This window comes from Litoreibacter sp. GN1-5, assembly GCF_055693805.1.
Genome location: NZ_JBVFUP010000001.1, coordinates 2,501,475 through 2,516,854, shown reverse-complemented (window position 1 = coordinate 2,516,854; position 15,380 = coordinate 2,501,475). Strand labels below are relative to the sequence as shown.

Below are 15,380 nucleotides of genomic sequence, written 5' to 3'. Positions count from 1 at the left end.
CTCAGAAGCATGCCCACAATGAGCTTTTGTCAAATAATCATACTATGTCCTAACTCGTTTTACATTCACCCGATGATAGCTTATCTCGCAGCTAACACATTTTTCGCCTAAAAATCATGCATTTTTTATTTTTAGGCGCTTTGAGAACTTTTCAGGGGGTACGCGCGCGGAATCTTCAATTGCTCAACTGCCCTTCAGCGGGTGTTTGATTTTTCACTGATTAGCGCGGTCTGACATTGATGTAGCTGTATCTGGGGCAGAGTTATGCAAGTGGATATTAATGGATGATCAACCAAAAGCAGCTCTGCCCTCAGTGAACGGTGCGGGATAGACTATCTGGCCCGGGTAAAACCACGGTATCGAGTCAAAAGCCCGCGACGTTCGACAATGACAAAGTTACGAACAGCCTGCACAAAAACTGCACAAAATTTGTGGAAGACTTGCATGACTTGCGAGGCTGATATGCAGATCAGCTTGCTAACTTTGGTCCATGATACATGATCAAAGCAGATATACAGCATATATCCACCACCTTTTTCTGGCAATAGGTGCAGCGATCCTGGCGATCGACCCTGTTCTATGGCTAGGGCGTAGTTGGTTTGATCCCGCTTACGATTCATTTGGGTGGGTTTTCTTTCTGGCGGTGATTGCCTTGTTCGTGTTCAGCCTGTCATCCCCGCAACGGGCGGGGGTGCAGGGGATCAGCGCGGCCCCAATGTTATTGTTATTGGGGTCCGCGCTGATCCGACTTGCGGGTCAGATACTGGATATAAACACCCTAAGCGCGCTGACCTTGTGCATCGATGCCTATGCGCTGGCGCGCCTATGCCGGGTGGACCAGCGGGTACGGGCCATATCTCCTTTTTGGATTGGTGTGGTGTTCTTCTTCACTCTGCCGGTAGAGCGGCTGTTACAACGCTCGGTCGGCTATGGTTTGCAAAAAATGTCTGCGGATGGGGCTTGTGGGCTGCTTGGCTTGGTTTTCCCCGATACTTTGTGCAATGGGGTGCAAATCACAGTACGCGGACAGATCATCTTGGTGGATCTGCCGTGCGCCGGAACGGTGGGCCTGACGCTGGTTGCGGCACTCTATGCAATCGCAACTTCGATCATACGACCGCAATTACGCAACGCATTGGTAGGGGCACTGCTGATCCCCATCGCCTGCGTTGTTGCAAATACAGTTCGGATCACGGGGTTGTCTCTGGGTCTTGTCCTGCTGCCCTTCGATGTGATGGCAGAACCGTGGCACAGCCTGATCGGGCTGGTCACGCTAGGTTTCTCAGCGTTGCCGCCACTGATCTGGTTGGGCCGCGGACAAGTTCGCACGGTGCAAAGCTTTCAGTTGAAAATGCCGCAGCTACCGCGCTGGTTGGTTCTGATCTTCCCTGTCATTGCATTTCTGATCGTGGTTGTTCCACATAAACCACTTGATAATTCGACCGACGTTGCGCAGGCGCGGCTGCCTTTGTCACTGAACGGCTTCCTGCGTCAACCTAAGCCTTTGTCGCCTCAGGAAGTGGCGTATTTCCAGCAATATGGCGGCAGTGCTGCGAAAGCCCATTTTGGCCCGATGGGTCTGTTGCTGACCAACACACGATCCCCACTTCGACATTTGCATGACCCCGAGGATTGCCTGCGCGGTCTTGGCTTTGACGTGCAGTTCATCGGAACGCGTGCTGGGCCAATCCCCACAAGCGTTTACCGTGTGACAGATACAGAAGGTCAGTCATGGCGCGCCGAGGTCAGCTTTTTCTCGGATAGTGGTCATGTTGTTCCAAGCGTCAGTGCCGCTGTTTGGCACTGGTTCACAAAGCCCGGCGCGACATGGTCCGGTTTGCAACGGATCACGCCCTGGGCGCTGCCCGATGCGGAGCGCGCCGCGCTCGAAATAGCGACGCTTCATGCCCTTGATATCCCTGTTAATTCCTCGAAAGGAGATGAAAATGATCCTGTCTAATACTCTGCAACGCGCAGTCCTGAGCATCATACTCAGCTTGCTTGCCCCCCTTGCTTTTGCGCAAGAGGATCAGGGTGGGCAATTGAATGCCGTTGTTAACGGACAAGAGGTTTCGTTACCTCTGCTCAGTACCGATATTGACGCGCAGATCAGTGGCGATCTGGCCACCATAACCGTTCGTCAGGTGTTTGAGAATCCGACGGATGCCGCACTTCATGCAACCTACCTTTTCCCATTGAACAAAGGGGCAGCTGTCTATGCCATGACCATGGAGGTCGGGGACGAGATCATCGAAGCCGTCATCCAAGAGAAAAAGCAAGCTCAGGCCACATATAATAAAGCCGCGTCCGAGGGGAAGGCCGCGACACTGCTGGTGCAACATCGCCCGAATATGTTTACCCAGAAGGTCGCGAACCTAATGCCGGGCTTGCCGGTCACTGTTACCATAAAATACGTCCAGACCGTTCCACGTATTGATGACGCGTATGAGCTTGTCGTGCCATTGATTGTAGGCCCACGCTATGAAGGTAAATTGCAACCGGCACTACCTGCCTATCCCGGTGTTGCTGGTTTGAACCTGCCTAAATCCATCGCGCAGGATCGCGTCTCGATCCGGGCCGATTTGCAGGCGCCAATGCCTGTTACAGCTGTTCATAGCATCACGCATGAGATTGATGTCACCGGGCGGGATACGCGTCAGATCAATCTGAGCCGTGGCAAGACCATTGATAATCGTGACTTCGTCCTGCGGTATGATCTGTCGAACGAGACAGTTCAGGCCGGAACGCTGACCCATCGTGATGAACGTGGCGGTGTGATCAGCCTGATGATTGAACCGCCCAAGCTACCTGACCCGTCCCTTATCCAAGCGCGGGAACTGGTGTTTGTGCTGGACACGTCGGGCTCCATGGGGGGTGCGCCGATCGAAGCCAGCAAAGCCTTCATGCACCATGCCCTGAACAATCTGCGCGCAGGGGATTACTTTCGTATCATCCGCTTTGCAGGAACTGCCGAGGCGTATTCGCAACAGGCCCAGCCCGCAACACCTGAAGCCATTCGTAAAGCCAATGATTTTGTCAAAAACTTGCAGGCCAGTGGCGGTACGGAAATTGCCAATGCCATCCGCACATCCTTTGCCGCCCCGCAACCTGACAACACATTGCGCATCGTCGTGTTTTTGTCAGACGGCTATATCGGGGACGAACAAAATGTGCTGGCGACTGTGGATGAACTCATTGGTGATGCCCGCATCTACGCCCTTGGGGTTGGAACATCGGTCAATAGGTATCTTCTGGATGAAATGGCCCGCGTTGGGCGTGGCTTTGTCCGTTATGTTGACCCGACCGAGTCGGGTCTGGACGCAGCGCAATCCCTGGCAATGCGTCTGGAAAGCCCGCTTCTGACCAATCTGACAATCGACTGGGGCGATGTGAAGGTGGTCGATCAGACACCGGACGTGCTGCCGGATCTATTCGCTGGCGATACAGTTCGTGTGCTGGCGCGGTACGATGGCACTGGCACCTACCCCATTACTGTGAACGCTATGGCGCAAGGACAACCAGTAACACTGCCCGTTCGTGTCGATCTTCCTGCCGAAAATACAAACGGTACGGAAGCCCTGCCGTTGGTCTGGGCCAGGTCCCGGATTGCCGATTTGATGCGCCGTTACGCGATTGATCGCACTGGATTGCAAGGTGATCTGAAACGTCAAGTGACGGAGCTTGGGTTGCGTTACGGCCTTGTGACGGACTGGACGTCCTTTGTCGCGGTGTCACGCAAGATCATCAACGCGAACCCCGAAGGAACGCCAACCGCCTCGGTCCCGTTGCCCAAAGTCAAAGGTGTGGAAGCGTCAGCCTATCCAAGCGGTGTTACAGGGAGCTCCACGCCTGAACCGGGTGAGCTTATTGGCATGGCGCTTTTGGCGCTCATCCTTGGGGCCTGGGTTTACCGAAACCGTCAGAGGGCATTCTAATGGCACATCAATTCCCAAACTATGTGCCGCGTGGTCTGGCTGTGGACGCGTGGTGGATGATGGCTGATACAGGTGGCGGGGATACTGCTCCACCCACCCTTCATGGTGAAATCTCTGGCGTACCAAATAGTCAAAATCTATTGGCAGTCATCGCCTTGCTCTGCTTCGGGGACTGGTTGCTTTGGGGCTATCAACCGGGCCTGTCTGCCGTATTGTTCGCGGTGGCAATTGTTCTGACGCAGGCTGTTATACGCAGATCGCGGCATATTCTGAAGGCCAGCGTAGTTCTGATCATTGCCGCATTGCCAATACTGGAACATGCAACGCCTCTGTCGCTTCTGTTCTTGATGGCGGGCTTTTTGATCACGTTTCTCTGCGCTGAGGGTATTGCCCTGCGGCATTATCAAAACGCGGTTTGGCAGATGATTTGCAAGGCAACCGGCTGGATCGTTGATGATCTCGGCGCTATTTTGCAAGCAACACATGGCACGCTGCATATGAAACGTCTGCTAAAAAGCTGGGGTATCCCGGTGGGTCTGGCCTTCGTATTTGCGATTCTGTTTCTGGCAGCAAACCCTTTGTTAGAAAGAAGTGCGGATAACCTTTTGTCCAATATCTTCTTGGCCGTGTTTGACCCTTCACGTATTGTCTTTTGGGCTATCCTGCTTCTGGCGCTCTGGCCATTTTTGAACCCGCATTTCACGCCTTTCAGAACCAGCACTATGCCGCATGTTGCTGCCCCAACATGGCTGCGGGCCGATGTGATTATGAACACGCTGATCCTTTTGAATGTCCTGTTCGCAGTCCAGACCTTGTTGGATGTGACCTATCTTTGGAGCGGGGCAGAGCTGCCTGATGGTATGACCTACGCCACCTATGCCCATCGCGGCGCTTACCCACTGTTGTGTACCACGATCCTGTCCGGTGCAATTATGTTGGCGGCAACGACTTTCGGGCCGCTCGACAAAAAGGCGAAGGTATTGCTGTATCTTTGGGTCGGGCAAAATATCGTGTTGGTTGCATCCTCGGTTTTGCGTTTAAACCTCTATGTCGCGGCTTATTCCTTAACCTATATGCGACTGTCTGCATTTATCTGGATGGGGCTTGTCGCAGTGATTTTCGCGCTTATTCTTATCCGAATTGCTTTGGATAAATCCAATATCTGGATCATCACACGTATCTTTGGCGCCAGTCTATTAACGCTCTACGCAACAAGCTTCGTCAACTACCCGTCCGTTATCGCCCATTACAATGTCAAACACAGCCTGGAGGTTTCGGGCGAAGGTCAGCCATTGGACAAAGACTATCTATGCAGCCTTGGGATACACGCAAAACCTGCCATCTTGCCGTTTGATACCATCTCTGTTCCATGTTTCAGCGGATACGAAACGGCAAACGGCGTTTGGCAACCTATGTATTTGGACCTTACGAACAATTGGCGCGAATGGGGCTATCGCAATTGGCGTCTCAGCCGCTATCTTACCGCTCAAACCAGCAGCGATGGAATGCATCCTTGAGTCTCCGTATCCTGATCGTCGATGACGACCCCCATATCCGCGAGGTCATTACCTTCGCCCTCGACACCGCCGGAATGGACCTGCGCACCGCCACCAACGGGACCGAAGCGCTGGCCGCCTTCAACACCGAGGCCCCCGATCTGATCGTGCTGGATGTGGGTATCCCTGAAAAAGACGGCTTCGAGGTTTGCCGCGAAATTCGACGTCAGTCTGAGGTGCCGATCCTGTTCCTGACCGCCCGTGATGATGAGATTGACCGTGTGGTTGGGCTCGAGATCGGCGGCGATGATTACGTGACAAAACCATTCAGCCCGCGCGAACTGGTCGCGCGTGTTCGCGCTATCCTGAAACGCACCCGTGACCGGGACCCACTTGAAACCAGCCATATCGTCCACGGAAAGCTGAGTATCGACCCTGACCGACATGCATGTCGTTTTGCAAATCAGGACATATCGCTGACCCAGTCAGAGTTCGCTTTGCTTCGTGCCTTGTTCCAGCGTCCCGAAATGGTTCTGACCCGCGCCCAATTGCTGGAACAGCTTTATGGCTCCAACATCCATGTGTCTGACAGAACACTGGACAGTCATATTCGCAATCTGCGCAGCAAATTGTCAGCGGCTGGCTGCGTTGATGGGGTCAAGACCATCCACGGTGTCGGCTTGCGGCTTGATGCATGCCAAGGGTAAACCTAGAAAAATGGCGCCCCTCGCTTGCGTTGGTTGTGGCGTCTGTCTTTGCCCTATTACTAAGCCTGCCTATAACAGGACTTTTGCTGCTGAATTTCTACAGCAAGCAATTGGTTCAGCAGACAGAGGAATCGCTGATCGCTCAAGCCTCGGTCATGGCATCCTCTTTTGCGGAAGCTTTTCTGAAGGCAGAGGGTGATCCAAGGCAAGGCTATATGATAGCGAAAGAGTTATGGCCTGACCCGGAACAGCCCTATGCACCGGTTCCGCCCACGCTTTACCCGCGGAACTCGACCATTCAACCCCCGCGTCCGGATGGGCAGCCAAATCTGCGCCCCATGCGCCCGGTTTATCAGAAAATCGCACCCGACCTTTCTGCAATAGCCGAACGATCACAGGTCAGAACGCTGGCGGCCTACCAGTTTGTTGATCCATTCGGCCATGTCATAGGTGGCACCGGCGAGCGTGGATATAATCTTGCCCATGTGCCAGAGATCGCGCTGGCTTTGTCCGGCAAGCCGACCTCCGTTTTGCGTCAACGCATTTCGGATGAGCCGACCCCACCCCTTTGGTCGATAAGCCGAAGGGCAAATATTCGTGTTTTCGTTGCGATGCCTGTCACGTTGGACAAGCGGGTGGTTGGAGCGATTTATGTCAGTCGCACACCCGGCAATATTCTTGAATACGCCTATCGGGAACGCAAAATTCTTTTGCGCGCCGGGTTTATCGTCTTGCTCTCGTCTTTGCTGATCGGTTTCGTCTTCTGGCGTTTTATCACACGTCCAATTTATGGGCTGATTCAGACAACCGAGAATATTAAGGACCAAGGCAAAACATCGATTATTCGACTGAAGCATTATGGAACACGTGAGATTGCAAAATTAGGGGACAGTTTTTTGTCAATGGCTGGCACTTTGCACCGACGCTCTGACGCAATTCAGACCTTTACGCGACATGTGACGCATGAGCTGAAATCGCCAATCACATCAATTCTAGGCGCGGTGGAGCTGTTGCGCGATCAGGGAACAGACATGTCTGACCAGCAGAAGGACCGTTTTCTGAAAAACATCACCGAAGACGCGGAACGCATGACACTCCTTCTGGCGCGCTTGCGCAGCTTGGCAGCCGCCAAAGAGATCACTGACGAAGGGCATGCAGATCTGCAGGTCAGTGTCCGAGACGTCGCCTCGCGATTTCCAAAGCTGGACATTCGCCAGTCAGGGCGTGCCGCACCTGTGCCGTTGTCTCAGGAAAACCTTACGATTATCCTGACCCATCTGGTCGAGAATGCCCGCGAACATGGCGCAACCATGCTTGAGATTTTGCAAAGCGGTACTGATTTGAAAATTCAAGACAACGGCACAGGCATCTCTGCCGAAAACCGCAGCCGGGTATTTGATCCGTTTTTCACCACGCGTCAGGACAATGGAGGCACCGGAATGGGATTGACCATTGTCTCCGAGATCATAGCGTCCGCCGGTGGGCAAATAAAACTTGGTTCATCTGAAACAGGAACTGCTTTTGAAATTCTATTTTCTGCAAGTACCGCAGATCGTTAAGCGCCCATATCCTCTTTCGCCTATCTCATCGATCCCTTACTATCGTTTCAAATACCATTCTGAACGGAGCCTTCCTATGACCCAACGCCTGCATCTTGTTTTCGGTGGAGAACTTGTTGATCCCACGAAAAATGCGTTCAAGGATGTTGATGACATTCATATCGTTGGAATGTACCCGGACTACGATAGCGCCTATAATGCATGGAAATCTGAGGCACAACGGACCGTAGACAACGCCCATATGCGTTATTTCATTGCACATATTCACCGCCTTCGTGATGAAGAGACAGAGGCCAGCCCAACCGAAGAACTGGGCTAAACCGGACAGAAAAATGGGATACTCCCTTGGCCTTGCGGCTTATTTGGCACTTTCTCCTCGATTGGTGGGCTATGCCAACCGCAAATTGGAAAAGCGGCTGGCAGAAGGCAAGGAAGACCCGAACCGTGTCGAGGAACGCCGTGGTATTGCCTCGGCAGAACGGCCGCATGGCCAGCTTATCTGGTTTCACGCTGCAAGCGTCGGCGAATCCCTGTCGCTTCTGGACCTCATTGGCCGTTTGATCGAGGAACACCCGGATATTCATGTCCTGATTACCACTGGCACCCGCAGTTCTGCCGAGCTTTTGACCAAGCGCTTGCCTGATCAAACCATTCACCAGTTTGCACCTATGGACACAGTCCCTTTCGTGGATCGTTTTCTTGATCACTGGAAACCCGATATCGCCATTTGGACCGAAAGTGAGCTTTGGCCAGCCTTGGTGGCCAGAACCCACGCACGCAGTATTCCGATGCTTCTTCTTAATGCCCGTATGTCGCAAAAATCTCATGACGCATGGCGATGGGCCCCTGCTTTCATCGGGTCACTGCTGAATCGCTTCGACCACATCCTTGTGCAAAATGAACAAACCGCACAATTCCTTCGCCGTTTGGGTGCCACAACGGACAAAATCCGTGTCAACGGGTCGCTCAAGGAAAGCAGTGGTGCATTGCCTCATAATGAAGGAGAGCGCGCCGAGCTTGCACGTCTTCTGGAAACCCGCCCGATCTGGCTTGCGGCCTCTACCCATCCCGGTGAAGAGACGATCGTTGCGCAGGCCAACGCTCTGGCGCGCAGGACAGCCCACCGTTTGCTGCTGATCATCGCGCCACGCCACCCCGAACGGGGCCCCGATATTGCCAAAACCTTGCGCGCTGACGGTTGGGATGTCGGCCTGCGTTCGGATGGGGATGAGCCGAATAATAATACCGAGATTTATGTGGCCGACACACTGGGCGAAATGGGTCTGTGGTATCGCCTCGCTTCAATCAGTTTTGTCGGAGGATCGCTTGTTGAAATCGGCGGGCATAACCCGTTTGAGCCCGCTGCGCTTGGCTCGGCCATACTACATGGTCCCCATGTTAATAATGCCCGCGAAATCTATGTACGACTTGCAGAGGCCGGTGGCGCGCGGCCAGTCACAAACGCCAATAGTCTGGGGCAAGCCGTTACTGATCTGCTGGAACCTCAGAAAGCCGCCGAGATGGCCCATGCCGCATGGGAAATCAGCTCTAGCGGGGCCGAGGCCAGTGATAACGCATTCACTCTGATCAACTCCATCCTTGATCAGGCCGGGACGAAGTAATGCAACCGCCGCGCTTTTGGTATCAGCCTCCGGGAATAAAAGCGTATCTTCTGTCGCCGTTGGGCCGCCTTTATGCAGCGGCGACAGCCCGGCGGTTACGGCAGGGAACACCTGAAAGGATAGCTGTACCTGTGATCTGCGTTGGCAATATCAATGCGGGCGGAACCGGTAAGACGCCGACTGTTATCGCACTGGTCGAGCATCTGCGCACGCGGGGCCTGTCCCCCCATATTATTTCCCGCGGGTATCGCGGTAGCGAAACTGGCCCCATACGGGTGTCCGCGCAGAAACACATTGCCACGCAGGTCGGGGATGAGCCGCTGTTATTGTCGGCCTTCGCCCCAACCTGGGTTGCAAAAGATCGTCGGGCCGGGGCCGAGGCTGCTGTTCAGGCAGGTGCGGAAATCATTGTTCTGGATGACGGGTTTCAGAACCCGTCCCTGGTGCAAGACATCGCATTGGTGGTCGTTGATGCCATGCGCGGGTTTGGCAATGGTTATGTCCTGCCAGCAGGCCCCTTGCGTGAACCGATCAACACCGGGCTGACGCGGGCCGATGCAGTGATCAGCATTGGAAGTTCAAAAGCACAAAGCGGTTTTGAGACACAATGGGGCGAACATATTACCTGCCCAAAGATCAAAGCATATCTTGAACCATTGCAAACTGGCATGGATTGGCAAGACACCCGGGTACTGGCCTTTGCTGGTATCGGCCACCCCGAGAAATTCTTTGCCACATTGCGCGACCTTGGGGCTGACATCGCAAAAGCTGAAGCTTTGGAGGATCATCAACCGTTGTCTGATACCCTGATGACCCGGCTTGAGACCGAAGCTGCCGCCCTTGGCGCGCAATTGCTCACGACTGAAAAAGACGCGGTGCGCCTTCCCCTTGCGTTTCGCTCAAAAGTTCTGACTGTCCCCGTCCGTTTGGGTATCGAGGACTGGTCAGCCCTCGATACCCTATTGGACAAGCTTTAAAGCGCCTCGTCGATCAGACGCTTCATGTCCTCGTAGCTCATGTTCGAATGAGTGGTCCCATCGATCACGAAGGACGGTGTCGCGCGGATACCGTCGGCTTCGGCATTCTGTTGATATACAACTGTCAATGCCTGCGCCTTTTCGCTGTCTTGCAAGCAGGCATCTAGTGTTTCGCCATCAATGCCAGCCAAGCGGCCCATCTTCTTCAGATTGTCCGCTACCTGAGCAGGCTGACCCTGAGTCCAGGTACGCTGATCCTTGAAAATCAGATCGACAATTCCGAAGTAACGCGATCCGTCACCACAACGCGCAACCATGCCGGCCCATAGACCAAGACGGTCAAAATAGACCTCGCGGAACACAAACTTGACCTTACCCGTATCGATGTAATCTGCCTTCAACTGCTTAAAGACATTTTCATGGAATGTCTGACAGTGAGGACACGTAAAGGACGCATATTCCACCACTGTCACAGGTGCGTTCTCGTCACCCAAAAACATTTCCTTGACCACAGAGGTATCCACCTCCGACGCATCCTGCGTCTGTGCGTTTGCGGATGCTACCGTTTGCTGAGGCGTTGTATCTGTCAGGAAATACGCACCAATCCCAACAAAGAAGAAGGCAACAGTCGCCAGAATGATATTCTTTTTCATATCCATTCGATCCTTATGAATTTATCTTTCGCGTCATCACGTTCTCACCAAGTGCCTGAAGGGCATGGCGCAATCTTTCATCTTCGACGCCTTCGGACACGCGGGCCGAAGCTTCTTTAACTTCGGGCGGTACTATGGCTGCCTTATCGCCAGAAGCACCTTGAAATGCAACCTGACCTTCGCTGAAACCTGTTGGGGCTGTTTGGGTGATCCGCACGCGGCTGATGGCAGAGTATCCATAGCACGCATTTACTTTGTCTCGGATAATCTGCAACTGCGTCTGCAAGATTGGCGCATATGATCCGGTGGTCAGCACTGTTAAAGTTGCGCCAAATCCTTCACGTCCGTAACCCACTTTGACAGGGTGGGCCATTTTTGCCAGATCGTCGCCTACAATGTCAGACCAGTGGGTCAGAAGCCGCATCACCGCAAAGCCCCGTGTTTCCCCTGCTTTGCGCACGCGCCCTTCAATCAGCCCGGACATAGCCGTAAACCCACGCCTTCGACGTGATTGTTTTCCGGGCTGCGAAGTGGTTACCGTGCGGGCCATGACATCCATCTGGTTTGAGTATCATATACTAGCGGGCATTGTCCCACATGCCAGCAATTTAACATCGCAGGAGATTATAAACTTTGCGTGATATCCCTGACGCCAATGACCTTCTTGATTGGTATGATGTTCATGCCCGAACCATGCCGTGGCGCGTGTCACCGGCAGACAGACAGGCAGGCGTTCGCCCCGATCCGTATCATGTCTGGTTAAGCGAAGTCATGCTACAGCAAACCACTGTCGCAGCTGTTCGGGACTATTTCATAAAGTTTGTGGCCCGCTGGCCTACTGTGAATGATCTGGCTGCCGCCGAGGACGCAGACGTTATGGGCGCCTGGGCTGGCCTTGGCTATTATGCCCGCGCCCGCAACCTGCTGAAATGTGCGCGTGTTGTGACGCGTGATTATGGCGGCACCTTTCCTGACACGCGTGAAGCTTTGCAAAAATTGCCCGGTATCGGCCCCTATACCTCTGCCGCGATCTCGGCAATTGCCTTTGATCAGGCAGAAACCGTTGTCGACGGCAATGTTGAGCGTGTTATGGCTCGCTTGTTTGCGGTCGAAACACCCCTTCCCACAGCCAAATCTGAGCTAACCGCATTGGCCGAAACAGTGACCCAAGTTGATCGTCCCGGCGATTATGCGCAGGCAGTTATGGACCTTGGGGCCACACTCTGCACCCCCAAAAACCCTGCTTGTGGCATCTGCCCATGGCGTGATCCATGTAGCGCGCGTGCCAAGGGTATTGCCGCCGACCTACCCCGCAAACTGCCCAAGACGACAAAGCCCATCCGCCACGGTATCATTTATGTTGCCCGCCGCAGTGATGGCGCATGGCTTTTGGAACGCCGTCCGGAAAAAGGTTTGCTTGGGGGGATGCTCGGCTGGCCTGGTAGTGACTGGTCCGATAACCCTAAAGTGGTCCCACCGGTCACGGCAGATTGGCAAAGCGCGGATGTCGAGGTCCGGCATACCTTTACGCATTTCCATCTGAAACTTGAGGTGCAGATCGCCCATAGCAGCCACGAGAATACCCCGATCACGGGTGAATTTATCCCGCATTCCAGCTTCAAACCCTCCGAACTGCCGACTGTTATGCGCAAAGTGTTTGATGTCGCCCATCCAGCTTTGACCGGGATCAATGACTGATCTAACTTAAGTCCCTAGAAAGAGTCTCAGGATAAAATCGACCCATGACCACTTTAAGCCCAACCAAGGTTTCAAGATTAAGCAGCGCACTACCGTTTGCGCTGTCCTTCGGATTGATTCCGCTGGCGATATTCGTATCCCAGCAAGGGCATTGGTGGCTGGTGCTTTTACCCTTGTCCAGTTGGGGGCTGTTTTCCCTGCTTGATGCATTCATCGGACTGAACACTGACAATGCAGACCTTGAGACGTCCGAGGGTGATCTGTACTGGTATCGTCTGATCACACTGATCTGGTTTCCGCTACAATTCGCACTGATTTTCGGGATGATCTGGCATGTCACGCACACGACGCATTTGTCCGGGTCCGAGAAAATCTGGCTCTTCTTCGGTATTGGTGTGATCTCGGGTACGATTGGGATCAACTACAGCCATGAACTCATGCACCAGAAAAACCGGGTGGAGCGTTGGCTGGGTGACTTGCTGCTCGCCTCTGTGCTGTACTGCCATTTTCGGTCTGAACATCTGCTGGTTCACCACCGTTATGTTGCCACACCCAAAGACCCGGTCACAGCCCGGTATAATGAAGGGTTTCATCGCTTCTTTCCGCGTGTTCTGCGCCAAAGTCTGGTGTCGTCCTGGGGCGCTGAAAAAGCGATGCTGGCCCGCAAGGGTCTTGGCGCTTTTCACCTTTCCAACCCGTTTGCAAGATACGCAGCATTGCAAGGCGGTATGCTTTTATTGGCCTTTTTGCTTGGCGGGTGGGCGGGCGTTGGCCTGTTTTGCTTTCAGGCCTTTGTTGCGGTCTGGCAGTTGGAGTTGGTGAATTACATAGAGCATTACGGCCTGACCCGTGAGCATCTGGGCGATGGCAAATATGAGCATGTCAAACCGCGCCATTCCTGGAATGCAGCCCATCGCGCATCGAACTGGTTGCTGATAAACCTGCAGCGCCATTCGGATCATCACTATAAACCCGACCGCCGCTTTCCGATGTTGCAAAACTATACCGAAGCCGAGGCCCCGCAACTGCCCTATGGGTACCCGGTTATGACACTAACCGCCATGATCCCACCGCTATTTCGCAGAATAATGAACCCAAGGGTCCGCCAATGGCGGAAGCTGTATTACCCCGAGATAACGGATTGGCTACCCTACAAACACGCGACCAATCCAATGCCACGATAGAGCGCTTGGGCGGATGACTTATGCCGCCCTGTTTGTTTTAAACTTTACCCAGCGGATGATAATCAGGTTTATTTAACCAGCCAAAATGCCAGCAAGAATACCATGCTGGATGGCGGAGCGGCTAATTTCTGCGACGCCGGAACATTTTAACAGGCTGGAAGAAGTGACCTTGTATGATCTTGTCAGATACGAAGAAGAAAAGGCTTACGCAGCTCGGGAAACAGTATTTACATGGCCTCTGAACGCGGTGTTTTTGAACAGCACAATTGGGTTTTCTGCGGCCCATACCCAATGGCGCTGGTGTGGAGATAGTGTTGAAGAAGTTGACGTTGGAGTTGCCGATAGGCGAAGCCCAAAGCAGCTGGTCCGTTCCTCTCAGCCTGTTGGTTCTGGTTGCGGAACCAGTTTTGCAAGTTTCCAAAGGTTTTGGGCTGTGGCTGCGAGTTGGAACTGTTCACATGCGCCTTTGGGCCCTCTGAGACGCATCATCGGCAGGCCTATGTATCGCTTTAGGTGCGCGAAGAGCATCTCGACTTTCCGCCTCTGGATGAACGAGGTCATGTAGGCATCCATTTTGCGTATTTCGCGCGCGACGTCTCGTGCCGCTTCGTGGACTGACCGCATCACGCATCGCCCGGGGTCACTAGGGCAGCATTGCGGCTTGAGAGGACATGCATCGCAGTCGTGTTTTGATGCACGGTATCGGATAAACCCATCTTTACCGCCGTTGGGCTTGCGAGGTTTTGAGAAGTTCCGGCGATATGTTCGCAGTTCCTTGTTGCCGGGACATGTGTAGCTGTCGGTCGCAGGGTCGTAGGCAAAACCCCAAATCCTCAAGTTGCCGCTGAAGCCAGATCGATATCTGTCCGCTTTCATGCACGATCCTCTGTGGCACCACCTTTTACTCTTCCAAGGCATCCCGCACCGCCAGCGGACAAAAGGGCAAGCTCTTCCGAAAGACGACACGTCCCTCGTCATCGACAACACACATCGAAATCTCTTTCAAAGAAACATCCAAACCTGCAAAGTACTTCATGGTCGTTCTCCTTACGGCTTTTTCCATGAGGCCAACATACCGGACCTCGTTCGCCACCGGAGAGCGACCGCCGCAATCACATCATGTCGAATGATCCGGAATACGGTCGGTCAGATCGAGGCGACAAAACCACCGATAGGCCAAGTTCAAATGCACCTCTTCGCAGAGCCGTCGCTCGGACCGGATACCAAAACAGTACCCCACAAGAAGCATCCGAGTTAGCAGCTCAGGGTCGATAGATGGGCGATCTGTATGGCTGTAGAAATCTGCAAGGTGAGACCGAATACTGCTCAGATCAACGAAACCATCAATCGACCGTAGCAGATGATCTTGCGGAACATGATCCTCTAGCGAACACTCATAAAACAAAGCCGCCTGCACTTCTTGCTTCGGTTCCATCATCGTCAATCCCACCGCTCAATACAGGAATTGATGGGGTGGATGCCCCCATCCCGACGGCATCGCAATGTGCCAGATTGGTGAAGTCAATGTCACCCAACAAAGGAGAGAGCA

General features: G+C 53.6%; 12 protein-coding genes and 1 pseudogene. 10 read left to right on the top strand and 3 right to left on the bottom strand.

Annotation, left to right across the window (positions count from 1 at the left end; genetic code table 11):
* Positions 1-490 precede the first annotated feature (490 nt).
* The 8 genes from xrtT to lpxK all read left to right on the top strand — a co-directional run bounded on the left by xrtT (position 491) and on the right by lpxK (position 10,296).
* The gene (xrtT, locus tag ACZ1HF_RS12480; RefSeq protein WP_472657816.1) at positions 491-1,960 is read left to right on the top strand and encodes an exosortase T; all 1,470 of its coding nucleotides are present in this window, start codon (positions 491-493) and stop codon (positions 1,958-1,960) included.
* Entirely contained in the window at positions 1,947-3,935 is a 1,989-nt protein-coding gene (locus ACZ1HF_RS12475; protein WP_472657815.1) for a VIT and vWA domain-containing protein, read from the top strand. The genes xrtT and ACZ1HF_RS12475 overlap by 14 nt, the downstream gene beginning before the upstream one ends.
* Positions 3,935-5,452, top strand: a complete 1,518-nt coding sequence (locus tag ACZ1HF_RS12470) for a DUF4153 domain-containing protein (protein WP_472657814.1) — start codon at positions 3,935-3,937, stop codon at positions 5,450-5,452. The genes ACZ1HF_RS12475 and ACZ1HF_RS12470 overlap by 1 nt, the downstream gene beginning before the upstream one ends.
* The gene (locus ACZ1HF_RS12465) at positions 5,449-6,138 is read left to right on the top strand and encodes a response regulator (protein WP_472657813.1); all 690 of its coding nucleotides are present in this window, start codon (positions 5,449-5,451) and stop codon (positions 6,136-6,138) included. The genes ACZ1HF_RS12470 and ACZ1HF_RS12465 overlap by 4 nt, the downstream gene beginning before the upstream one ends.
* The gene (locus tag ACZ1HF_RS12460; protein WP_472657812.1) at positions 6,126-7,697 is read left to right on the top strand and encodes an ATP-binding protein; all 1,572 of its coding nucleotides are present in this window, start codon (positions 6,126-6,128) and stop codon (positions 7,695-7,697) included. The genes ACZ1HF_RS12465 and ACZ1HF_RS12460 overlap by 13 nt, the downstream gene beginning before the upstream one ends.
* Positions 7,698-7,773: 76 nt before the next feature.
* Positions 7,774-8,016: a DUF4170 domain-containing protein gene (locus ACZ1HF_RS12455; protein WP_472657811.1), complete on the top strand. Its 243-nt coding sequence runs from the start codon at positions 7,774-7,776 to the stop codon at positions 8,014-8,016.
* A 13-nt stretch (positions 8,017-8,029) separates the two neighbouring features.
* A complete protein-coding gene (locus ACZ1HF_RS12450) occupies positions 8,030-9,319 on the top strand; it encodes a 3-deoxy-D-manno-octulosonic acid transferase (protein ID WP_472657810.1) in 1,290 nt (429 codons plus the stop codon).
* Positions 9,319-10,296, top strand: a complete 978-nt coding sequence (gene lpxK / locus ACZ1HF_RS12445; protein ID WP_472657809.1) for a tetraacyldisaccharide 4'-kinase — start codon at positions 9,319-9,321, stop codon at positions 10,294-10,296. The genes ACZ1HF_RS12450 and lpxK overlap by 1 nt, the downstream gene beginning before the upstream one ends.
* Here the strand turns inward: lpxK and ACZ1HF_RS12440 are convergent.
* Together ACZ1HF_RS12440 and ACZ1HF_RS12435 are read right to left on the bottom strand one after the other, a co-directional pair.
* Positions 10,293-10,949: a DsbA family protein gene (locus ACZ1HF_RS12440; RefSeq protein WP_472657808.1), complete on the bottom strand. Its 657-nt coding sequence runs from the start codon at positions 10,947-10,949 to the stop codon at positions 10,293-10,295. The genes lpxK and ACZ1HF_RS12440 overlap by 4 nt on opposite strands.
* Positions 10,950-10,962: 13 nt before the next feature.
* Positions 10,963-11,499: a DUF721 domain-containing protein gene (locus ACZ1HF_RS12435; protein WP_472657807.1), complete on the bottom strand. Its 537-nt coding sequence runs from the start codon at positions 11,497-11,499 to the stop codon at positions 10,963-10,965.
* An 83-nt stretch (positions 11,500-11,582) separates the two neighbouring features.
* Between ACZ1HF_RS12435 and mutY the strand changes: the two genes are divergently transcribed.
* Both mutY and ACZ1HF_RS12425 read left to right on the top strand, forming a co-directional pair.
* A complete protein-coding gene (gene mutY / locus ACZ1HF_RS12430) occupies positions 11,583-12,647 on the top strand; it encodes an A/G-specific adenine glycosylase (RefSeq protein WP_472657806.1) in 1,065 nt (354 codons plus the stop codon).
* A gap of 44 nt (positions 12,648-12,691) precedes the next feature.
* Complete coding sequence (locus ACZ1HF_RS12425; protein WP_472657805.1) at positions 12,692-13,831, top strand: alkane 1-monooxygenase; 1,140 nt, start codon at positions 12,692-12,694, stop codon at positions 13,829-13,831.
* A gap of 375 nt (positions 13,832-14,206) precedes the next feature.
* Here ACZ1HF_RS12425 and ACZ1HF_RS12420 read toward each other — a convergent pair.
* Positions 14,207-15,269: pseudogene (locus tag ACZ1HF_RS12420) on the bottom strand (transposase).
* Positions 15,270-15,380 lie beyond the last annotated feature (111 nt).

Coding starts and splice junctions, on each gene's coding strand:
- xrtT (WP_472657816.1), top strand. CDS start 491: ATGATACATGATCAAAGCAGATATACAGCATATATCCACCACCTTTTT.
- ACZ1HF_RS12475 (WP_472657815.1), top strand. CDS start 1,947: ATGATCCTGTCTAATACTCTGCAACGCGCAGTCCTGAGCATCATACTC.
- ACZ1HF_RS12470 (WP_472657814.1), top strand. CDS start 3,935: ATGGCACATCAATTCCCAAACTATGTGCCGCGTGGTCTGGCTGTGGAC.
- ACZ1HF_RS12460 (WP_472657812.1), top strand. CDS start 6,126: ATGCCAAGGGTAAACCTAGAAAAATGGCGCCCCTCGCTTGCGTTGGTT.
- ACZ1HF_RS12455 (WP_472657811.1), top strand. CDS start 7,774: ATGACCCAACGCCTGCATCTTGTTTTCGGTGGAGAACTTGTTGATCCC.
- ACZ1HF_RS12450 (WP_472657810.1), top strand. CDS start 8,030: ATGGGATACTCCCTTGGCCTTGCGGCTTATTTGGCACTTTCTCCTCGA.
- lpxK (WP_472657809.1), top strand. CDS start 9,319: ATGCAACCGCCGCGCTTTTGGTATCAGCCTCCGGGAATAAAAGCGTAT.
- ACZ1HF_RS12440 (WP_472657808.1), bottom strand. CDS start 10,949: ATGAAAAAGAATATCATTCTGGCGACTGTTGCCTTCTTCTTTGTTGGG.
- ACZ1HF_RS12435 (WP_472657807.1), bottom strand. CDS start 11,499: ATGGCCCGCACGGTAACCACTTCGCAGCCCGGAAAACAATCACGTCGA.
- ACZ1HF_RS12425 (WP_472657805.1), top strand. CDS start 12,692: ATGACCACTTTAAGCCCAACCAAGGTTTCAAGATTAAGCAGCGCACTA.